Genomic DNA, 23,324 nt, shown 5'->3' with positions numbered 1-23,324 from the left:
GGCCGGCCATGAACAGCCAATCGAACCAGCAGGGGATGGCGATCATCAGTGCGCTGCTGATCGCGGCGGTGGTCGCGGTTATCGCCGCCGGCATGCTGACCCGCCAGAGCGTTTCGACCCGGGCGCTGGAAGCCGAGCAACTGCGCGTGCAGGGCCGTTGGCTGTTGCACGGCGGGTTGGAGATCAGCCGGCAATTGTTGTGGGATGCGCGGCAGCGCGATCCGCTGACCCGCCTCGATCAACCCTGGGCGCAGTTGTTGAATGCCCAAGGTTTCGAGGGGCGGCTGGAGGACGAGCAGGGCAAGTTCAACCTGCGCAATCTGGTGGCCAACGAGCGGGTCGATGACGCCCAGGTGCAGGCGTTCGAGCGCTTGTGCGAGTTGATCGGTGTCAGCAGCGGCTTGAGCCGGCGCATCAGTCAGCGGGTGATCGGCTCTTATCCGCACCTGTTGAATGCCCAAGTGGTGGACAAGCCTGTGGCGAAAAATACGTTCGACAGCGGGCGCGCCACGTCGCCATCCGCTTCGCGCAAACCGCAACCGCCGACCTTGCCGATGCTGCGCACGCTGGACGATTTACGCAGTGTCGACGGGGTCAACGATGCGCTGTTGGCGAAACTGGCGCCGTACCTGACGGTGATTCCGGCGACCACCTGGCTCAACGGCAACACCGCCACGGCGCCGGTGCTCGCGGCGTATGTGCCGGGGTTGTCGCTGGAGCGGGCGCAGGCGTTGATCAATGAGCGTGACGCCGGGCGCTGGTTTATCAATCGCGGGGATTTCGTCAATCGCCTGCGACTGCCGCAACTGGAGATCACCAGCGTCAAGGTCGGGATCACCAGTGACTGGTTTCGGCTGCGTGGGCAGGCGCGGCGCGATCAGCGGCGGGTGAGCCTCGATGCGTTGTTGCATCGCAGTCAGGATCGTTTGCCGCAAGTGATCTGGTCGCGGGTGGGCGTATGAGCCAGTTGCGTGTGAGTTTGCCGCCGCTGGCGGAGCTGAGTCTCGACAGTGAAGTGGATTGCGCGTGGCTGGATCGTCAGGGGCAGGTCACTCGCCAGGAACGCGTGCAGCTCGGCGCTCTGCCGAAACAGCCGTTGGTGTGCTTTCTGCACCCGTCGGACAGCCTGCTGGCGAGCATCGATTTGCCGCCGCTGCCCGCGAACAAAACCGCTGCGGCGGTGCAATGTGCGGCGCAGGCGTTGATGCTCGGTGACAGCGCCGAGATGCACATCGCCCACAGCGCTCGAAATGAAAGCGGCCAAGTGCAGATCGCCTGGGTGGCCCGCAAGGATTTGCAGCACCTCGGGCAATTCGGCTTGAACCTCAAGGGCCTGTACCCGGCGGCTTACAGCTTGCCGGTGATGGCCGGCGGCGTCGGTTGCCTGCATGACGATCATCTATTGCTGCGCCATGGCCCGAATGCGGCGCAGGTGCAGCCGATGATTGATGAAGCCTGGCTGCTGGAAACCGGTCTGCCAGCGCACTGGATCGGTGACGGCGCGCCGGAAGCGGTGCAATCGACATTGGCCGACACACAACGTTGCTCCGGCCCGGTGCCGAACTGGGGCTTGCACGGCGGCCTTCAGCAACCGGGCAGTGAGCATCGCGGCTGGGGCAGGGCGCTCGGTTGCTGTGCGCTGGCGTTGGCGGTGTGGGTGATCGGTTTGAACCTGTACGCCGCTCGCGAGGCCGGGCAGGGCCAGCAGCTCAAGGCGCAGATGGCGCAGCGGGTGAAGCAGGCGTTCCCCGAGTTGCCGGTGATCCTCAATCCGTTGCAACAGGCCCGTCAGCAGATCGCGGCGCGCCAGCAAGGCGCGGTGGATGCGCCGGGGCAGGATTTCACGCGGCTGGTGTCGCAGGCCGGCAGTGGCATGCCGTCCATGGCCGGGACGGTGCAACGTCTGGAGTTTGTCGACGGCGCGTTGCAACTGAGTCTGCTGCCCGAGGCTCGGCGTTCGGGCAACGACAAGGATTGGCAAGGCACGCTGGCCCAGGCCGGCATCAGCATCAGCCCGAATGACGACGGCTGGGTCCTGCGCCCGGCCGGCGAGGCGACCGCCGCCACCGACAACGAAGACAGCAGCGGAGCCGAAGATGAATAGCCCCTCGCTTGCGAAATACCGCGCCGGTTGGCAGCGCTTCAACGCTCAGTTGAAGGCCCGTTGGCAGCCGTTGGCCTTGCGGGAAAAACGCATGGTCGGCGGCATGGCGGCGCTGTTGCTGGGGCTGTTTGTGTGGGTGGCGTTGATTCAGCCGCCACTGAAGAAGATCACCGCCTCGCAAGTCGAAACCCCGAAATTGCGCGCCCAGGCCGAAGCGCTGGAAGTGCTGTTGCGCGACGTCAGCGTGCGCCCCGACGGGCAGAACCTGGAGCAGTCGCTGCAACAAACCTTGCAGGCCAGCGGACTGGGCGGCCATTACCAATTGGCGGCCGTGTCCGCCGGCTGGCAGTTGACCTTCGACGCGGCACCGGCCGACGCCGTGCTCGACTGGCTGCTGAGCCAACCCCGGAATTTTTCACTGCAAGTGGTCGAGGCCCGTCTGCAACGCGCAGACGACGCCGCGACCGATGACACGGCCGGCACTCTGTCGGGCACCGTACGCATGGATCAGGCGCTGGGCGCTAAGGAAGCTTCATGAAGGGGTCAGGATCCAAACGCATGGCGTTGCCGATGCTGTTGATGGCATTGAGCGCGTGCAGCAACACCACGCCACCGAATCAACCGCCGCTGCTGGTGGACAGCGAACTCGGCCGGCCGCTGGCCAACACCCAGCGCAGCGGCGACGCGGTGCTCGACCGCGAGCGCGCGCAGGCCCAGGTAAAACCGGCGCCGAAGCAATTGCACAACATCACCGAACGCGCCCGCAGTGGCGGTTCGGCGCGGGGCACGACGTTGCCGGCCAATCCGTTGGGCGATCAGCCGGTGACGCTGAATTTTGTCGATGCGGATATTCAAGCGGTGGTGCGGGCGTTGTCGCGCTCGACCGGCCAGCAGTTTCTGGTGGACCCAAGGGTCAAGGGCAACTTGACGCTGGTCTCCGAGGGCCAGGTGCCGGCGCATCAGGCTTACGACATGTTGCTGGCGGCGCTGCGTATGCAGGGTTTTAGCGTGGTGGACGTCGGCGGCGTGGCGCAGGTGGTGCCGGAAGCCGATGCCAAGTTGCTCGGCGGGCCGATCTACAGCGCCGACAAACCGGCTGGCAACGGCATGCTCACCCGCACGTTCCGCCTGCAATACGAGAACGCGGTCAACCTGATCCCGGTGCTGCGCCCGATCGTTTCGCCGAACAACCCGATCAACGCCTATCCGGGCAACAACACCATTGTCGTTACCGACTACGCCGAGAACCTGACGCGGGTCGCGCAACTGATTCAGGGCATCGACACCCCGAGCGCCATCGACACCGACGTGGTGCAGATTCAGAACGGTATCGCCGCCGACATCGCGCCGATGGTTGCCGACCTGCTCGACGCACCGGGCAACGATCCAACCCAGAAAATCGCAGTGATCGGCGATCCGCGCTCCAACACCATCATCATCCGCGCCGGCAGCCCCGAGCGCACGGAGCTGGCGCGCAACCTGATCTACAAACTCGACAACGCCCAGAGCAACCCGAGCAATCTGCACGTGGTGTATCTGCGCAACGCCCAGGCCGGCAAACTCGCCCAGGCACTGCGCGGGTTGTTGACCGGCGAGAGCGACAGCGGCACCAGCGACAATGCGCGCTCAGTGCTCAGCAACATGGGCAGTTCCACCAACTCGGGCGGCGGGCAAAACGGCCAGAGCGGTACGCAAACCAACGGCAGCACGTCGACCACCAACAGCGGCAGCACCGGCGGCAGTTACGCCCAGGGCAGCGGCGCCACCAGCGGCAGCGGCAATGCGCAAAGCAGCGAACAGAACGTGGCCTTCAGCGCCGGCGGCGTGACTATTCAGGCGGACGCGACCACCAACACCTTGCTGATTTCCGCGCCGGAACCGCTGTACCGCAACCTGCGCGAAGTCATTGATCTGCTCGACCAGCGCCGCGCCCAAGTGGTCATCGAAAGCCTGATCGTCGAAGTCGGCGAGGACGACGCGAGCGAATTCGGCGTGCAATGGCAGACCGGCAACCTCGGCGGCAAAGGCGTGATCGGCGGCGCTAACCTTGGCGGTTCGGGGATCAACGTCAATGGCAAGACCAGCCTCGATGTACTGCCCCAAGGCCTGAACCTTGGCTACGTCAACGGCACGGTCGACATCCCCGGCATCGGCAAGATCCTCGACCTGAAAGTGCTGGCCCGGGCCCTGAAGAGCAAGGGCGGCACCAACGTGCTGTCGACGCCGAACCTGCTGACCCTGGACAACGAAGCGGCGAGCATTTTCGTCGGCCAGACCATCCCGTTTGTCAGCGGCAGTTACGTCACCGGCGGCGGGGGCACCAGCAACAACCCGTTCCAGACCGTGACTCGCGAAGAGGTCGGTTTGAAGCTCAACGTGCGGCCGCAGATTTCCGAGGGCGGCACGGTGAAGCTCGACATCTATCAGGAAGTCAGCAGCATCGACGAGCGCGCCTCGGCGGCGGCCAATTCGGCGGGGATCGTCACCAGCAAACGCGCGCTCGACACCAGCATCCTGCTCGACGACGGCCAGATCATGGTGCTCGGCGGTCTGCTGCAGGACGGCTACAGCCAGAGCAATGACGCGGTGCCGTGGTTGTCGAGCATTCCGGGGATTGGCGCACTGTTTCGCAACGAGCGCCGCTCGATCACCAAGACCAACCTGATGGTGTTCCTGCGCCCGTACATCATCCGCGACAGCGCGGCGGGGCGCAGCATCACGTTGAACCGCTACGATTTCATGCGCCGCGCACAGGGCGGTCTGCAACCGGAGCGCAGCTGGGCGATGCCGGACATGCAGGCGCCGCAATTGCCCGCCACTGCCCAAGGCGTGCCGGCACCGGTGTCCGGCCCGCGCGCGACGATCAAAGCGGTGCCGCTGCAATGAGCGCATTGCCTTACGCCTGGGCCAAGGCGCAGCGGATTTTGCTGCGCGATGGCGTGCTGACGGTGTGCCCGTCGACGCCAGGTTGGTCGATCAGCGAAGTACGGCGGCAGTTCGGCGCAGCGAAGCTTGAGCGGGTGCGCGACGACGAACTCGACGGTTTGCTGGCCACGGCCTACGCCGACACCGGCAGCGCGGCGGCGGTGGTCGGTGCGGCGGAAAACGAAGTCGACCTCGACCGCCTGATGCAGGACATGCCGGAAATCACCGACCTGCTCGACACCCAGGATGGCGCGCCGGTGATCCGCATGATCAACGCCTTGCTCACGCAGGCGGCGCGGGACGAGGCCAGCGACATTCACATCGAACCGTTCGAAACCCATTCGGTGGTGCGCTACCGGGTCGACGGCACCCTGCGTGATGTGGTCTCGCCGCGCAAGGCGTTGCACGGTGCGCTGGTGTCGCGGATCAAGATCATGGCGCAGCTCGATATCGCCGAAAAACGCCTGCCACAGGACGGCCGCATTGCCTTGCGCGTGGCGGGGCGGCCAATCGACATTCGCGTTTCGACCGTACCTACCGGCCATGGCGAGCGGGTGGTGATGCGTTTGCTGGACAAGCAGGCCGGACGCCTGCATCTGGAAACCTTGGGCATGGACGCGCAGGTGCTGGCCAAACTCGATCACCTGATCCGCCAGCCCCACGGCATCGTGTTGGTCACCGGCCCGACCGGTAGTGGCAAGACGACGAGTTTGTATGCGGCACTGGCACGACTGGATGCGAGCACCAGCAACATCCTCACCGTGGAAGACCCGGTGGAATACGACTTGCCGGGCATCAGCCAGATTCAGGTCAACGCGAAGATCGACATGACTTTTGCATTGGCATTGCGGGCGATTCTGCGGCAAGACCCGGACATCATCATGATCGGCGAGATCCGCGACCTCGAAACCGCGCAGATCGCGGTGCAGGCTTCGCTGACCGGTCACCTGGTGCTCGCGACCCTGCACACCAACGATGCGGTGTCGGCGGTCAATCGCTTGGTCGACATGGGCGTCGAGCCGTTTCTGCTGGCCTCGTCGATGCTCGGCGTGTTGGCCCAGCGGTTGGTGCGGCGCCTGTGCAATCAGTGCAAACAGGAAGACCCGGCCACGCCCGGCACCTGGCGCCCGGTCGGTTGTGCGGCGTGCAATCACACCGGTTATAGCGGCCGGACCGGCATTCACGAATTGTTCTGCATCGACGACGACATCCGCACCCTGATTCACCAAGGGGCAGGGGAGCAGGCGTTGCGTGCGGCGGCGAGCAAGGCCGGGATGTTCAGCCTGCGTGAGGACGGCGAACGCTGGATTCGCAGCGGTGCCACGGCGCCGGAAGAAATCCTTCGTGTGACACGGGACGCCTGATGAATCGCTATCGTTTTGAAGCCGCCGATGCCAGCGGCAAGATCGAGTCCGGGCATCTGGAAGCGGAGAGTCAGGGCGCGGCGTTTGGCGTGCTGCGCGGTCGTGGTTTGACGGCGTTGTCGGTGGAGAAGGAAAGCAATGTCTCCCAGCATGGCGGCGGTGGATTGTTCAGCGCCAAGCTCTCGGATAACGATCTGGCGTGGGCCACCCGCCAGCTGTCGAGCCTGCTGGGCGCCAGTCTGCCGCTGGAAGCGGCGCTAAGTGCCACCGTCGAACAGGCGGAGAAAAAGCATATCGCCCACACCCTCAGCGCCGTGCGCGCCGACGTGCGCAGTGGCATGCGCCTGGCCGAAGCGCTGGCGGCGCGGCCACGGGATTTTCCGGAGATTTACCGGGCGCTGATTGCAGCAGGTGAGGAGTCCGGTGATCTGGCGCAGGTGATGGAGCGGCTGGCGGATTACATCGAGGAACGCAACAACCTGCGCGGCAAGATTCTCACCGCGTTCATCTATCCGGGCGTGGTCGGGCTGGTGTCGATCGGCATTGTGATTTTCCTGCTCAGCTACGTGGTGCCGCAGGTGGTCAGTGCGTTTTCCCAGGCGCGGCAGGATCTGCCGGGGCTGACGCTGGCGATGCTCAATGCCAGTGATTTCATCCGGGCGTGGGGCTGGTTGTGCGCAGGCGTCATGGCCGGTGCGTTCTGGAGCTGGCGCCTGTATCTGCGCAACCCGGCGGCGCGCTTGAGTTGGCATCATCGGGTGCTGAAGCTGCCGCTGATCGGGCGCTTTGTGCTGGGGCTGAACACCGCCCGGTTCGCCTCGACCCTGGCGATTCTCGGTGGCGCGGGGGTGCCGTTGTTGCGCGCATTGGAGGCGGCGCGGCAGACCTTGTCGAATGATCGTCTGAGCCTGAGCGTCAATGAGGCCACCGCCAAGGTGCGCGAGGGCGTCAACCTGGCAGCAGCGCTGAAAGTGGAAAACGTGTTCCCACCGGTGCTGATTCACCTGATCGCCAGCGGCGAGAAAACCGGCGCGCTGCCACCGATGCTTGAACGCGCTGCGCAGACCTTGTCACGCGATATCGAGCGCCGGGCGATGGGCACGACCGCGTTGCTTGAGCCGCTGATGATTGTGGTGATGGGCGGGGTGGTGTTGGTGATCGTGATGGCGGTGCTGTTGCCGATCATCGAGATCAATCAGTTGGTGCAGTAGGGGTGTGTCTGTTGGTTTGACGTTGGCTGTTCCGGCCCCTTCGCGAGCAAGCCCGCTCCCACATTTGAAATACATACCCCTGTGGGAGCGGGCTTGCTCGCGAAGAGGCCGGTCAGAGCAATAAATAATTCAGTTTTTTTCCGCAGCCTCAGCATCACCCGACCCTCATTCCCCCCATCCTCGGGTTCTCCTTTCTGTCATCTGCAACGGCCCTTCAAGGGCTGTGGCCGATTCCCTCGAAAAGCTTGCCGTAGACACTTCGCACAACCCCCGGAACACCCGAGAAAATCCCTCGAAAATCAGCCTGCACCTCCCGAGGTTTTTTCCTTTATCTGTCACCGGAAACTGCGAATTTCTCAGTGCGACTTAACCCCGGACCCCGCTTGCGAAGGTCAGCGGTGAGTCCTCCCAGCGTCATGCAAGACCCCTGAAAACCTGTGTTCACAACCAACGTTGAAAAGGAGATTCTTCATGTTCAAGCGCACTCTGATCGCAGCTTCCCTGACCGTTGCCGCTCTGGCTTCCGCTCAAGCCATGGCCGTTACCGGTGGTGGTGCAACCCTGCCAGCCGCTCTGTACAAAGGCTCGTCCGACAGCATCCTGCCAGCCAACTTCAGCTACGCAGCCATCGGCAGCGGCGGTGGCAAGACCGCTTTCCTGACCAACAACCCGGCTGGCTTCAGCACCACTGGCACTGTGCACTTCGCCGGTAGCGACTCGATCCTCAGCGCTTCGGAACTCAGCACCTACAGCAGCACCTACGGCGCTTCGTTCGGGCCGCTGATTCAACTGCCTTCGGTTGCCACTTCGGTTGCCATCCCTTACAAAAAAGCCGGTCAGACCGCTCTGAACCTGACCAGCGCTCAACTGTGCGACGTGTTCTCCGGCGCCAAAACCACTTGGGGTGCTGTACTGGGCACTTCCGACACCACCGCCATCCGCGTTGTTTATCGCAACGTTTCCAGCGGCACTTCGGAAATCCTGACCCGTCACCTGAACGCCGTCTGCCCGACTCAGTTCGCCACCAGCACCACCTTCACCGCCGCTCGTATCGGTGGCATCGCGCTGCCTTCGAACTGGGTCGGCGTTGCCAACACTTCCGATGTCGCCACTGCCGTGAACGCAGTTGACGGCTCCATCGGTTACGTCGGTCCGGACGGTGTAGATGCCACCAGCAACGCTGTTGTTGCCCGCGTCAACGGTGTTCAACCGACTTCGGCCAACGTCAACCTGGCACTGGCATCGGTTACCGCTCCTTCGACCGCTGCCCAGGCTGCCAACCCGGCCAACTGGTCGCCAGTGGTTGCCAACCCGGCTCTGGGTTACAAGCTCGCTGCCTACACCAACTTCATCTTCGGTCAGTGCTACAAGGATGCAGCCGTGGCCGCCGACGTCAAAGCCTTCCTGACCAAGCACTACAGCATCCCGGGCAACAACGCCGCGACTCAGGCTCACAAGTTCGTCGCAGTGCCTGATTCCTGGAAAAACGCTGTAACCGCCAACTTCATCACCAACACCTCGGGCAACAACCTGGACATCAACAACACCACCGTGTGCAACACCATCGGTCGTCCTTTGTAAGCTCGCGCAGTCGTAACAGAAATGGCGGCAACCTTCGGGTTGCCGCCATTTTTTTTGGCTGGATACACCTCAATCATGAAGTTTGTGTGACATCCGTTCGGTCGCGCCCCTCGCCAACTGCCTATGACGTAACAGCAGGTTTTTGCACGCCTGCGGCCTTGTGTGGCAATCAAAAAGGATCTCGTAGTGATGCTCGCTCGCCCATCCCGTCGTCGTACCAGCGTTCTGTCCTCCAAACGTGAAGCCATGGAGCCGGCGCTGTGGTTGCTCAAACCGTTGGCGCACGCGGTGGCGTTGTGTCTGGTGGCGGGCAGCGCGCAGGCGCAGACGGCGTTCAGTTCGGGCTGGTTTGCTGCCAAGGGCGCGGCGCAACAGGCTGCGGCGGCGCGTCCGAGCGTGGGTGGCTTGCCTGGAATGACACCGCCGCTGGCCCAGCAGCAGAAGGCCAATGCGCAGTTGCAGCGTTCGATTCAGACCCTGAACAACACGGTCGCCGCGATTGCCGCGCAACAGGCGGCGCAGGCGGCCGGGCGCGCCGCCGCGTTGGGCTCGGTGCAGTTTGTGCCGGACGGTCTGGGTGAAGGCGGTCTGAAAGTCGACAACAGCCTGACCCAGGGCTGGCAGAACGCGAAGGGCCCGCAGCAGACCCAGGTCGATGGCAAGACCACAGTGACGATCGAGCAGACCGCCGACAAGGCCATTCTCAACTGGGAAACCTTCAACGTCGGTCGCAACACCACGGTCGATTTCGCGCAGCAGTCGAACTGGGCAGTGCTCAACCGGGTCAACGATCCGAACGCCCGGGCCAGCCAGATTCAAGGCCAGATCAAGGGCAACGGCACGGTGATGCTGATCAACCGCAACGGCATCGTGTTCAGCGGCAGCAGTCAGGTCAACGTGCGCAACCTGGTGGCAGCAGCGGCGAACATCACCGATATCCAGTTCCGTGATCGGGGTCTGTATTTCGACAGCACCGGCAGTCAACCGACCTTCACCGATGCAGCCGGCAAAGTGCTGGTGGAGCGCGGTGCCTCGATTGAAACCCATAAACCGTCGGCTTCCACCGATGCCGGCGGCTATGCGCTGCTGCTCGGCAACGAAGTGCAGAACGACGGCAGCATCAACACCGCCAAGGGCCAGACCGTGCTCGCGGCCGGTGACCGTTTCTACATCCGCAAGGGCTCGGGCACGGAAGGCAATGCGCTGTCGACCACATTTGGCAGCGAAGTGATTCCGGGATTCAAGGCCGGTGCGGTGGCGGGCAAGGTCAGCAACAACGGATTGATCCAGTCCGCTACGGGCGACATCACCCTGACCGGTCATGAGGTGGTGCAAAACGGCGTATCGCTCGCCAGTACGTCAGTAGCGACGCGGGGCACGATTCACCTCACCAACCCGATCTCCGATACCAACGGCAGCGTGACGCTGGGGCAGGGCAGTGCCACGGCGATCATGCTCGACAGCAGCGACATGACCGCCCTCGACAGCCAGCATCAGGCCGCGCTGACGGGAGTCACGGCCAACAACCGGATCCGTGGCGACCAGTCGCGCATCGAGATCCAGAGCGGCGGCAGCGTCGAGTTCCAGAACGGCTCGATCACCCTGGCCACAGGCGGGCAGGTCGCGGTCGGCGCGCAGCGCCGCAGCCTGGTGCGTGAGGGCGCGATGATCGATGTGTCCGGTGCCATCGGCGTCAAGGTGGCGATGGAAAACAACAGCATCAAAATCAACGTGCAGGGCAATGAGCAGCGTGATGCGTCGGTCAACCGCGAGAAGGGCGCGCTCAACAGCAACGACATCTGGGTCGATGTTCGCGAGCTGGTGTATGTGCCGGCCGGCACCAACGGCTATGCCACGGATCGCTGGTACACCGCCGGTGGCCTGTTGGAAGTCGGTGGTTATCTCGGCACCCAGGGGCACAGCGTCGGCGAGTGGATGGCCCAAGGTGGCGTGGTGAGTTTCGCCGGCAACGACGTGGTCACCGAAAAGGGTTCGCTGATCAACCTGTCCGGCGGCACCCTGGATGTGCAGAGCGGGCAGATCCGCCAGAGCTGGCTGCGTGGCGCAGACGGGCGCTTGTACGAAGTTTCCCGTGCACCGGGGGATCTGCTCTACACCGGGCTGTACAAAGGTTATGAAGACAACAGCGAGCGCTGGGGCCAGACCAGCTACTTCTACAACCCGCTGATCGCTCCGCGTTCGCGCTTCGAGTCGGGTTACACCGTGGGCCGGGATGCCGGGCAACTGGTGATTTCCACTGCCAGCGCCGTGCTCGACGGGCAGATGATCGGTGACGTGTACCAGGGCGAGCGGCAGAATCAGGCGCCGAAACCGGTGCTCGACGGCTATCAGCAGAGCCAGACCGCGCTGGCCCGGCGTGCGCAATTGATTGTCGGCAGTTACGAGCCGACCTTTGTCGCGGCGTCGAACGGCCTGCTCTACACCCTCAATCCAATGCTTGATCAGGTGCAGATCGGTGGCACGCGCCCGGTCGCCGGCAACGATCTTGAATTGACCGGCGCGGTGTCCGATGCCCGCAAGGGCAAGCTGTATCTCGATAACGATCAGCTCAACGGATTCCGCCTGGGTGCGCTCAAGGTTTCGGCCAAGGATCAGATCGCCGTTGACGGCGCGCTCACGGTCGACAGCGGTGGCGAAATCACCCTCTACGCCCCGGATGTGCAGGTCGGCGCCGACCTGACTGCTCGCGGTGGCAGCCTGCGTCTGGGCAACGTACTCAACCAGTTCAACGGCGGTACAAACACCGACACTCGCCTGGCGGCCAAAACCGACAAGGCGACACAAACCCGCATCGCCGAGGGCGTGCTTCTCGATACACGAGGCCTGTGGAGCAACCTGCGCACCAACCCGGACGATAACGCCAGCCTGGCGTATCTGAACGGTGGCCTGATATCGGTCCGCAGCAGCGGCGATATCGACGTCGCTGCCGACAGCCTGCTCGATGTCTCTTCCGGTGGTGCCGTGCTTGCCAATGGCAAGACCCGGGGCGGCAAGGGCGGCGATCTGACGCTGGAGTCGAGCGCTATTTCCGCGCCCGGAAAGACCCATCTGAACCTCGATGGCGAACTGCGCGGGTACGGCGTCACGGGCGGCGGCACCCTGACGGTGCAGGCCAACAAAATACTCGTCGGGCAAACGGATAAAGCCCTGGCGGACAACACCCTGCAACTGTCCGCGGATCTGTTCGGCAAAGGATTCTCCGCCTATAACCTGATCGGCCTGAGCGGACTCGAAGTTGCCGAAGGCACCGCAATCGACGTGACCATGCCGGTCTACCGTTTCGGCGATGCGGCACCGAACGCGATCAGCGGCGTTGATCCGCGTACGGCGCTGGAGCTGTGGACCCCGACGCTGTTCCAGGAAAACCCGACCAAGGGCGTTCTGACCCAGCGCGCCGGTGCCAGCCTGACGTTGCAAGGTGGCGCGACATTGGACGACCTGATCGATGCCGCCAACAGCACCTTGACGCTGGGCCGTGGCTCGCGCATCAGCGTCGACCCGGGACAAAGCATCAAACTGCGTGGCGCCGGGCAGATCACTGTCGATGGTGAGCTGTATGCAAGGGGGGGCACGATTGACATCCGCCAGCAACAGTTCGGCTCGATCAAGCCGGCGACGTCCATCCTGGTTGCCGATCCGAAGGCCCATGACCGTTCGATCTGGATCGGTGAACAGGCCGTGCTGGATGTATCCGGCCAAGTCAGTACCGCAACGGACGTTCTGGGGCGCACGTATGGTCAGGTGGGCAAGGGCGGCAGCATCGTCATCGGCGGCGAGATCGACTCGAAACTCGCCACAGCCACCGCTGCCGATGCTTACGTGATCGTACGACCAGGCGCACGGCTGGATGCCTCGGGTGCAGAGGCGTTGCTCGATATCGCCGGTCAGGGTCCGACCCGCATCGCCACTGACGGTGGTCGCATCAGCCTGAGTTCTTATAACGGTCTGTTCATCGAAGGCAGTCTGCGTGCGGTGGCGGGTGGTCTCGGGGCCGCTGGAGGACGTCTGGACATTGCCCTGGAATCACCGTTGTACGCGGACTCTGCGGACAACAAGGTGCGAGCGCCAAGGGAGATGATCATTGCTCAAGGCGCGGCTGATCAGCGATTGGGATCGGATCTGGAACCCGGCCATAGCGCTGACGGTTTGCGCTATGGGCAGGCGCGCTTGAGTGCCGATGGTTTGATGAGTGGTGGTTTCGATAACCTGAGTCTGCTCAGCAACGGTCTGCTGTCGTTCGACGGTGACGTGAATCTGCACATGAATCAGAGCCTGAGCCTGTATGCGGGCGCCCTGTCTCTGGCCGAGTCGTCGAACGATGCAACGCGTGTCAATGTCAGCGCACCCTATCTGCGCCTGTCCGGAGTCGGCACCTACTACGGCATCGTCGGTAAGGTTCGACCTCAGGCAACACTCAATCCGACGACCCGACTGTCAGAGGCCAGCTTCAACGCATCGGCGAATCTGCTGGATCTGAGCAACGGTCTGTCGTTCGGTACCCAGGGCGTGATCCGGCAAGTCAGCGGACCTGCCGCTGAATACAGCCGACGGGCTTTTGGCCAGGTATCGCTCGACAGCAGCGGTGATCTGCGTTTCCTGGCACAGACCGATGGCGCGGAGAGGACCCGCCTGTGGACGCCGGGTGACTTGAGCCTTGGCGCTGCACAGATTTATCCCGCCAGCGGCGTCCAGGCTGAAGTGCGTGTCGGTTATCAGGGCTCGATTACGGCGCCGGCGCACACGTTGCGCATCAGCGGACGGGGTGCGGCGCCCGTTGCATTGCCGTACTCGGTGTTCGGCAAGTTGAGTCTGTATGGCGGGTACGTCGAGCAGGGAGGGGTGATTCGCGCACCGCTGGGCCAGATTTCTCTGGGTGACGACCTGTTGACCCAGACCCGCGAGGTTCATCTGCTTCCCGGCAGCCTGACCTCGGTCAGCGCTGCCGGCCTGGTCATGCCGTATGGTGGCACCACCGATGGCATCGACTACCTTTACAACGGCAAGTCCGTCGCCCTTGAGGGGATCACGGGCGAGAACACCGGCGTGGCAATCCGCTCGCAATTCATTGACGTACAGAGCGGCGCGGTCATTGACCTTTCGGGCGGTGGCGATCTGCGCGGCGCCGGTTTCGTTTCCGGGCGTGGCGGCTCAACCGATGCGCGTTTCAACCCGCTGGTACGCAACGCCGCTGACGGTACATTCAGCTTGCCGGGGCTGGCAAGCAACCCGGTGTACGCCATTGTCCCGGGCAATCAGAGTACCTACGCGCCCGTGCTCGCCGAAGCCGGTGCGGTGGACCCGCGTATCGGCCAGCAAATCACCCTTGGCAGCGGTGTGCCGGGGCTGCCGGCGGGCACTTACACACTGTTGCCTTCTACCTTCGCGCTGCTGCCCGGCGCGTTCCGGGTCGAGGTCAATGGTCAGGCCGCGCCAGGCACGACAACGGGCACATTGCGCAATGGTTCGTGGACCAGTAACGCACAGATGTCGATTGCCAATACCGGCCTGCGCGACAGTCTGGCCAGTCAGGTCATTCTGACGTCGGCTGATGTGTTGCGCCGTTATTCGCAGTACAACGAAACCGGATTCACTGCATTTATCCAGAGCGATGCCGCGCGCCGTGGCGTGCCAAGGGCGCTGGCACCGATGGATGGCAAGACACTGGATTTGCGTCTGGTTGCTGGCGGCAAGCAAGACATTGCGCTTCAGTTCGCGGGTCGCGCGTTATTCGCGGCAGCCGAAAATGGCAGGGTTGGCACAGCGGTGGTACGCAGTGGCAACGCCGGCGCAGATTTTGAAATCCTGGGTGCAGGGCATGCACCCACGGAAGGTTTCAAAGGCGTCTCTCTCTATGCCGATACCCTGAACAACCTGAATGCAGGACGTCTGACCGTCGGCGCAATGCCGAATGTGCGGTACACCGTGGAAGGTAATCTCATCAGTTTCCTGGGTGATAACTCCAGCATCGTTCTGCGTGAAGGGGCCGTATTGTCGGCGCCGGAAGTGCTGTTGCGCACGACATCGGGCGCCGGCGGGATAACGGTCGAGGCTGGGGCGGGCATCAATACGCTGGGGCGCGGCAATGTCGCTTATGACTCCGCAGACGGCTATCTCTATAAACCGGGGGCCGCCAGCATGTTGTTGGTGTCCAACGGCTGGACCAATGTGCTGGCACCCGACCTCGGCAGCGGCGGCAACGTTCGTATCGGGAGTTGCGCGTCGGGCGCATGCAGCAACCCGGCGCTGCTTTATTCCAATGGCAGCATTACCGCCGCCACCAACGATCAGTTCGAGCTGGGCGAGGCCGTACGTTTCGGTACCCGACATCTGGCGCTCGCCGTTGGCGCGGTGAATGTCGGTAATGCAGCGTCGCTGGCGGCGGCAGGCAACCGCGTACCCAATGGCCTGGTACTGAACCCGACTGTGCTTGACCGCCTGTTACGCGGCGATACCCAGTATGGTGCGCCAGCCCTTGAAACCCTGAGCCTGACCGCTCGCGATGCAATCAACTTCTTTGGCAGCGTGACCCTCGATACGCTGGATCCGCAGACCGGTCAGAGCAAGTTGCAGAATCTGTTACTCGTTACACCTGCGATTTACGGCTTGGGCGATGCCAATGATGTGGCGACCATCCGTACCAGCAATCTGATCTGGAACGGTGCCACTCAAAACCCGGGCACGGTGATCAAAGAGGGGGCCGGCACCGGAAAGGGGACGCTGGATATTCAGGCGCAACGCATCGAGTTGGGTTACGGGCCGATGCCACAGCCCAATGGTCTGGATCAGAACAATCGTCTGGTGCTGGGTTTTGCCAACGTTAACCTGACGGCCAGTGAACGCATTACCGCCAATCACAAGGGCAGTCTGGCGGTGTATCAGGAGCAGGGCGCTTACGACCCGGTCAAGGGTTACAGCTACAGTGGCGGTAATCTGAATCTGCGCACGCCCTTGCTCACGGGGGAGGCCGCATCGGTCAGTCTGCTCAAGACCGGCAACAGCCTGACGCTCAGTGGCGCCGGGGCTGTTGGAGTGGCCAATGCCCTGGGGGCGGAGTTGAACCTTGAAGCCCGCAACGTCGTGCTCGACAGCCGTATCGCATTGGCCAGCGGCAAGCTGACGGTGAAGTCCGAGGGCGATCTGACCCTGGGCAGCGGAGCCGTGCTGGATATGGCCGGGCGCACCTTGCCGTTCAACGATGTCAGCAAGTACAGCTGGGGCGGCGATGTTTCGCTGTACAGCGCCAACGGCAATATCCGTCAGGCCGCGGGCTCGCGCATCGATCTGTCGGCGCAGAACAATCAGGCCGGCAATCTCAGCGTCGTCGCATTGGCGGACGCAGCCGGGATGGTCGACCTGCAAGGCGAGATTGTCGGCGGCAGCAGCGGTTACTACGACGCCGGGGGCACGTTGGTGCCCTACAAGGCCGGGGGCGTGGACATTCGCGCGCAGCGTCTGGACGGTGACGCCTCCGAGCAGTTTGCCGCGCTCAACCAGCGCTTGAACGCCGGTCAGGTGTTCGGCAGCCGCAGCTTGCAGCTCAAGCAGGGCAACCTGGTGATCGGCGACGGTCTCAAGGCCGGTGAGGTCAATGTGTCGGTGGACAATGGCAGCCTGATGGTGGCCGGTCTGATCGATGCCAGCGGCGAACGTGTCGGCAGCATTCGTCTGTCGGCGAAAAACGGTCTGACCCTCGCGGGTAACAGCGTGCTCGATGCCCATGGTCGCGTGCTGCGGGTGGACAGCTACGGCAAGATCATCGATGCGCCGAACCGTGCCACGGTCGAACTCGGTTCAGGCGATGGCTTGCTCACGCTGGGCAGCGGCGCGCGCATCGACCTGCGCCACGGCACCGATGCCGTGCCCGGTTTCCTTGCGGGGCAACACGATGGAATGCTGCGCGGCACGCTGGAGCTCAACGCGCCACGCCTGGGCAGCAATGACCTCGCCATCGACGCCAGCGGTGCGCTGACCATTCAGGGCGCCCGTTCTATCGGGCTCAATGGCGTGCGCCGTTACACCGATGCCCGTGATGGTGTCGATCAGGCCGTCAGCGGGCGGCCGTATCAGGTCATCGATCAAGCCATGCTCGATCGCATTCACGGTGACAGCAACAGCTTCATCAACGCTGCGCTGGGCAACAGTGAGCTGCTGCAACGCAAACTGGCCGGGCTGAACAACGCCACCTACGCCGATGCATTCCATCTGCGACCGGGCGTGGAAATCGCCAGCAAGACTGCCGACGGTGATCTGGTGGTGGAGGGCGATCTGGACCTTTCGGGCTATCGCTACGCCAGTCTCAATCCGCACACGCGGCTGAACCCTGCCGTTTACGGTTCAGGGGAGGCCGGCAGCCTGGTGATCCGTGCCGGCGGCAACCTCGATATTTACGGCAGCATCAACGACGGCTTCGCCCCGCCACCTGAAACCGTCGATGATGCCGGCTGGAAACTGATTGCAGGTGTGCAGCCGTTCGGCGGCGATCTGATCGTTCCGGGCACCGGTGTTTCGCTGGCCGAGGGTACGAGGTTCCCGGTAGGTGCAACGCTGAACTATGACGTGGCGATTCAGAGTGCGACCTTCGCCAGCGGTACGTTGCTGCCAGGTCAAGTGACCCTGAAAGAGTCCTATACCTTCAGCGCCGGTACGGTGCTGGCTGGCGCGATTCACGACCAGAACGGCAATTTGCTGTACGCCGCAGGAACATTGCTCAGCGACAGCGTGACCTTGCCAGCCACTACGCGTCTGGGTGCAGGCATTCGCCTGAACAAGGCGACCTCGCTGGACGCGATGACCTGGCCCAAAGGAGTGCCGCTCCCCGGGACTGTCGATGCAGACACCGGCAACACTGACGGCGTTCTGTTGAGCGGTTCACTGGCCTTGTTGCGCGGGTCGCTGATTCCGTCAATGACGGACGTGAAACTGGCCGACGGTACGTCCCTGATCGAGTTGCGCCCGTTCAACGGCACGCAGCAGGGCAAGAACTGGGCAGTGGCGAGCATGTTGCCGTCGGGCAGTGCGTCGTGGTCAATGCGTGTGGTGGCCGGTGCCGATCTTGAGGCCGCCGATAACCGCATGGTCAAACCGGTGACCAGCGAAGGCAATTTACGACTGGCGGATACTCACTATGGCGTGACGGTCACTCAGGGTGCCGCGAAACTGGTCTGGGCCGTCGGCAACCAGTATGGCTTCCCCGCGTATGAGCCGATCCCCGAGGAGTACCTGATTCTGTGCGAGATCGGTCCCGGCGATTGCGCGCCGATGGCACGCTGGGTCTGGGCACCGGGCAGTGGCATGGGCGCCGATTACGAGCCCGTTCCAGATGACTACCTGATCCTTTGCCAACTGATGCCGGAGTTGTGCCTGGAAAACAATCCGCAGAAATCCGCCAAGGCTCACACCCAGATGTTCAGTGTGCTGCGCACAGGGACGGGCGATCTCGACCTGATATCGGCGGGCAATCTGAGCATGGACTCACCTTTTGGTGTGTACACCGCAGGGACGCAGTCGGCCAATGTCGATCCGCTCTATAACCAGCCACGCGGGCACCTTTCCGATACCAACTCGGTTCTGGGCAGCACGGGGGCCGACTACGAAAAATGGGTCAACGGTGGCACTGACAGCCTTTATCAGGCCTGGTATCCACAGCTGGGCGGCAACCTCACAATCAATGCCGGTGGATCGATTTCCGGCGATTCGGTAGGGCACAAGGAGCAAACCTCGTCCGGCGGTTTCCGCGACCAGATCGCCAGCGTCGCCGTCGGCAACTGGCTGTGGCGCCAGGGGACGGGGAGTGCCGATGTTCCAACCGCCTGGTGGATCAACTTCGGCAGTTACATCACTCAGCCGATACCGAATGCAACCAGTACCGACCCGTATCTGGTGGGGTTTACCGGCTTTGGTACGCTGGGCGGCGGCAACATCAGTTTGCGCGCCGGGGCTGACGCGGGCCTGTTGAAGCCCATGGGCGATTCGCGCAATTACCTGCGCAGTCAAGGGCTGATCGTGGCAGTCGGCAGCACAGGCAGAATCGGCAGCGATGGTAGCGTGCAGATGACCGGTGGCGGTGACATGGATATCCGCATTGGCGGTCAGCTCAACCCGTCGCTGCAAGCCCGGGCGGGTGATACCGGCACGGCGCGACCATTCCACGATCTGCAAGGTGCACTGATTAACCTGCGCGGCGCGGCACAATTGAGTGGCGGGGCTGTGGGCGGAATTGATCTGCAATACGGCGCGGCCTCGCAATTCAATGACCCGAGAGAGACGCGCGCTTTCGATCCGTTTACTTCCACGCTCAGCAAAGCTTCCGGTGGCCTGGTGTTGATTCCCGGTGACTCGGGCATGAGCCTGAGCACCCGTGGCGATCTGGTGTTGGGCGGGGCTGGGGATCCGGGGCGAGTGAGCCTGCAGAACGCGACCCCTGTTTTCGACAGCAATGGGGACATCAAGAGAGGCGGGATCCTGAGTGGTTTTTCGTTGTGGACCGACCATACGGCAATCGACTTGTTTTCGGCGGGTGGCAATCTCACGCCCAGTACGCAGATCGCAGAGTTCGACGGTTCCAACAATCTGATCCTTGGGCGAAACACTTCGCCTACGGACGGTCGATTCGTCTATCCCTCCATCCTTCGGGCAGTGGCGGGGCAGGGTTCCATTTATGCCGGTCCGTCTGCCGCTTTTGACGGCGGGCTTGGCAACAACCCGCTTAAAGCCTATTCGTTGCTGCTGGCGCCATCGCAGTCAGGTCAGCTGGAATTGTTGGCGGGTGATTCGATCTACGCGGGTGGCTATGCGATCAATCAATCCGGTGCCAGTCCTTTAGCCATCGCGACACCATTCAATCCGGCGTTCAATCGCTTTGATGCCAATTCGCAAGGCACACTGGTGGCCAGCAATTACAGTCGCGACGGTGTTGTTCCGGACGGAAACACGCGTTATCCGTTGTTCGCATTCGGTCCCGACAGCTATTCGGGATTGAGCGATGTGCAGCAGCCTGCACGCTTTTATGCGTTGACCGGTGATCTGGTGGGTATACGCACCGGTGAGACCTTGAATTTCGAAACATCCAAACGGACCTGGTACGAAGCCGCGGGCCCCGTCTGGATGATCGCCGGTCGTGACATCGTCGCGTCCGGAACCAATCTTGGACAGCCAACCTCCGTGCAGCCGGAAGAGATGGGCATCAACCGTGAGAACATCACGTCCACCGGCAACCTGTTCGTCCACAATGACTCACGAGACATCTCTCGCGTTTCTGCCGGTCGCGACATTCTCTACAGCAGCTTCGATATCGCCGGTCCTGGTGTCCTCGATATCAATGCCGGGCGCAACATCCTCATGGAAAACCGCGCCAGCATCACCAGCCTCGGATCGCTGGTGGCAGGCGATAAGCGACCCGGCGCCAGCGTGGTGATGCAGGCGGGCGTGGGTGCGCAAGGACCGGATTATTCGCGGTTCATCGCGCGTTATCTGAACCCGCAGAACCTTGCCGATCCGAGCGTTTCCCTCAACGGGCAGCCGGGCAAAGTGGTCAAGACCTACCTCGACGAATTGCAGAGCTGGCTGACCCTCGGCTACGGCTTCAGCGGCAACGCAGAGCAGGCGCAAGCCTTCTTCGCCGCGTTGCCAAGTGCCGAGCAGGCGATCTTCGCCCGCCAGGTGTACTTCGCCGAATTGCGTGCTGGCGGCCTGGAATACAACGATGTCGACGGCCCGCGCACAGGCAGTTACCTGCGCGGTCGCAACGCCATTGCTTCGCTGTTCCCGACCACCGACGTGGCCGGAAACCCGATCCGGTATGACGGCGACATCACCCTTTACGGTGGCGCCGGGGTCAAGACCCTGTTCGGTGGCGATATCCAGATGCTCACGCCGGGCGGCGGTCAGGTGTTCGGCATCGAGGGTGCCGCGCCGCCGTCCACGGCAGGGATCATCACCCAGGGTTCGGGCAACATTCAGCTTTACTCCCAAGGCAGTATTTTGCTGGGGCAGAGCCGGATCATGACCACGTTCGGCGGCTCGATTCTCGGCTGGTCTGCCGAGGGCGACATCAACGCCGGTCGCGGCTCGAAAACCACCGTGGTCTACACCCCGCCGAAACGCGTGTACGACACCTGGGGCAACGTGACCCTGTCGCCATCGGTGCCGAGCACCGGCGCCGGTATCGCCACGCTCAACCCGATTGCCGAAGTGGCACCGGGGGACATCGACCTGATCGCGCCGCTGGGCACCATCGATGCGGGCGAGGCGGGGATTCGCGTTTCGGGTAACGTCAACATCGCCGCGCTGACGGTGGTCAACGCCGCCAACATCTCGGTGCAGGGCAAGGCGACTGGCGTGCCGGTGGTGTCGGCGGTCAACACCGGGGCGATCACCTCCGCCAGTTCCGCCGCGTCGTCGGCCACCCAGGCGGCGGAAGACGTCGCCCGTCAGCAACAAGCCGCCTCGCGCCAGAACCAGGCCTCGGTGTTCACCGTGCAGGTACTGAGCTTCGGCAACGAACAACTGGCCCCGACCCGCGACGGCGCCAGCCGCGCACCGACACCCGGCTACAACCCCAACAGCCCGGTGCAGGTGCTGGGCGCCGGGGCGCTGGATGAACAGGCGAAACAGCAGCTGACCGAAGAGGAGCGGGGACAGCTGACGTTGTAAAGAACTCTCGTGTAGTACGCTTCGGGCGGCCATTTGGTCGCCCTTTTTTTATGTTGAAGATGTCAGCCAGTTGATCCATTCAAGCAGCAGCGCGGCGCTTCCTGCGCATCTCTTCCAGCATCTGGTCGAGCATTGCCATAGCTTCATCATGGGGAATGCCAGGGCTGGGGTCATCAAGTGCCTCCTGCACCTTGGCACGAAACCAGCGATCGTAGCTCTCTGCCTCTTCTTCGGATTCGAACTCGGAATAAAACGGGGAAAGCAAAATGCTCATAGTGGCCTCGGTGATCAATCTCAAGAGGATTGGCTCGCTGTCGTCACTCGCGGACGATGCACCTCATGAGTTCCAAACGAACCCTTCGGTTGCGAAGCCCAGTATCTGCAAGCACCCCCGTTAAATCTGCCGGACGTTTCCTCCCGTTGTCCGGCAATCTCGACCGCCACTGTAGGCCTATTCCTGCCCTCTGTTTTTCAGGTTTTCAGCCTACAAATCCGCACGCACCTTCCTACAAATGCACTCAGAATGCATACGGAATGCTCACCTTCGCCCACAGCATTTCCCCCTCCGGCCGGTTCTCCACGTCGAACTCCTTGGCCCAGCGGATCTCCGCGCTGGCGTACTTGAGGAAGGTGAAGTGCAGCGCCGGGCCGATGGCGAAGACCTTGCCGCGTACGCCGTCGTTCACGTCTTCGCCGGCGAACTGCACGGTGTGGCCGAACTGTTTGTCGTCGGTGGTCTGCTTGAGGAAATAGCCGTTGATGCCGAGCATCAGGTCGTCGGTGATCTTGTAGCTGGCCGAGTAATCGAAGTGGAAGATCTGCCCGGACTTGTAGTCGGTGTCCTTGTTCTTCTCGTTGAAGCTGTAGGTGGTCTTCATCGACACCTCGGTGCGTTCGGTCGGCAGCCAGGTGAAGGAAAACAGCGGCTTGTAGGTGTAGAAGTTGTTGCTGGTGTTGGCCAGCCGATCGACGCTGTATTCGCCGGTGGGCACGGTGATTTCCACGGCGGCGCCGAGGGTCAGGTCCTTGCCCATGTCCCACAGGATGATCGGTGCGATGGTGGTATCGCCCATGCCTTCACGCGTGTCGCTCAGGCCGAACACCGAGACTTCCTGCTTGAGCCACGGCTGGGCGATGTAACCGGCCAGGCGCCCGCCGAAAATCCGCACCGGGCTCAGGTAATCGAGGCGCGGGATGACGGCGGTGGATTCGATCTCGACATTCGGCACCTTGCCGCCGAGCGAACTGATGTTGAGCTTTCGTGACTTGTAGTGGTTGTAGTAGAGGTTGAAGGCGACCATGTTCTCCGGAAGGCTGTCGACTTCCAGCGGCAGCATGAAGAAGCCGTCGGTGCCGGGGCCGATGTTGTCGACGCCGGCTTCGGTGGCCAGCGCCGGCAGGGTCGCGGCGCAGCCGAGCAGGCTCAGCGCCAGTCGCACAGGGAATGTCGCGCGGTTCGGGGTCATG

10 protein-coding genes are annotated in these 23,324 nt (G+C 62.9%); 8 read left to right on the top strand and 2 right to left on the bottom strand.

All coding sequences use genetic code 11. The features are described 5' to 3' along the window. Nucleotides 1-8 precede the first annotated feature (8 nt). The 8 genes from gspK to K3819_RS16585 all read left to right on the top strand — a co-directional run bounded on the left by gspK (nucleotide 9) and on the right by K3819_RS16585 (nucleotide 21,857). Nucleotides 9-962: a type II secretion system minor pseudopilin GspK gene (gspK, locus tag K3819_RS16620; RefSeq protein ID WP_221397496.1), complete on the top strand. Its 954-nt coding sequence runs from the start codon at nucleotides 9-11 to the stop codon at nucleotides 960-962. Beyond that, complete coding sequence (gene gspL, locus K3819_RS16615; protein WP_221397495.1) at nucleotides 959-2,104, top strand: type II secretion system protein GspL; 1,146 nt, start codon at nucleotides 959-961, stop codon at nucleotides 2,102-2,104. The genes gspK and gspL overlap by 4 nt, the downstream gene beginning before the upstream one ends. Then, complete coding sequence (gene gspM / locus K3819_RS16610; RefSeq protein ID WP_221397494.1) at nucleotides 2,097-2,642, top strand: type II secretion system protein GspM; 546 nt, start codon at nucleotides 2,097-2,099, stop codon at nucleotides 2,640-2,642. The genes gspL and gspM overlap by 8 nt, the downstream gene beginning before the upstream one ends. Next, the gene (gspD, locus tag K3819_RS16605) at nucleotides 2,639-4,990 is read left to right on the top strand and encodes a type II secretion system secretin GspD (protein WP_221397493.1); all 2,352 of its coding nucleotides are present in this window, start codon (nucleotides 2,639-2,641) and stop codon (nucleotides 4,988-4,990) included. Before gspM ends, gspD begins: the two co-directional genes overlap by 4 nt. Then, nucleotides 4,987-6,393, top strand: coding sequence for a type II secretion system ATPase GspE (gspE, locus tag K3819_RS16600; protein ID WP_039768906.1), 1,407 nt, complete (start codon nucleotides 4,987-4,989; stop codon nucleotides 6,391-6,393). Before gspD ends, gspE begins: the two co-directional genes overlap by 4 nt. Then, entirely contained in the window at nucleotides 6,393-7,604 is a 1,212-nt protein-coding gene (gspF, locus tag K3819_RS16595; protein ID WP_221397492.1) for a type II secretion system inner membrane protein GspF, read from the top strand. The genes gspE and gspF overlap by 1 nt, the downstream gene beginning before the upstream one ends. A 471-nt stretch (nucleotides 7,605-8,075) precedes the next feature. Beyond that, nucleotides 8,076-9,185 carry a substrate-binding domain-containing protein gene (locus tag K3819_RS16590; RefSeq protein WP_085610499.1) on the top strand — a complete coding sequence of 370 codons (1,110 nt, stop codon included), beginning with the start codon at nucleotides 8,076-8,078 and terminating at the stop codon, nucleotides 9,183-9,185. A gap of 189 nt (nucleotides 9,186-9,374) precedes the next feature. Further along, on the top strand, nucleotides 9,375-21,857 hold the full coding sequence (locus tag K3819_RS16585; protein WP_221397491.1) for a filamentous haemagglutinin family protein: 12,483 nt from the start codon (nucleotides 9,375-9,377) through the stop codon (nucleotides 21,855-21,857). Nucleotides 21,858-21,936: 79 nt separating this feature from the next. Here K3819_RS16585 and K3819_RS16580 read toward each other — a convergent pair whose 3' ends face one another. Both K3819_RS16580 and K3819_RS16575 read right to left on the bottom strand, forming a co-directional pair. After that, nucleotides 21,937-22,131 (bottom strand): hypothetical protein, encoded by a 195-nt coding sequence (locus tag K3819_RS16580; protein WP_039768899.1) that lies wholly within the window; start codon nucleotides 22,129-22,131, stop codon nucleotides 21,937-21,939. Between the two features lie 244 nt (nucleotides 22,132-22,375). Beyond that, nucleotides 22,376-23,323, bottom strand: a complete 948-nt coding sequence (locus K3819_RS16575) for a transporter (RefSeq protein ID WP_085610497.1) — start codon at nucleotides 23,321-23,323, stop codon at nucleotides 22,376-22,378. Nucleotide 23,324 lies beyond the last annotated feature (1 nt).

Source organism: Pseudomonas sp. 3-2, assembly GCF_019710535.1.
GTDB classification, from domain to species: domain Bacteria; phylum Pseudomonadota; class Gammaproteobacteria; order Pseudomonadales; family Pseudomonadaceae; genus Aquipseudomonas; species Aquipseudomonas pharyngis.
Note: the sequence above shows the minus strand (reverse complement) of the source record. Positions and strands in the feature narration are given on the sequence as shown.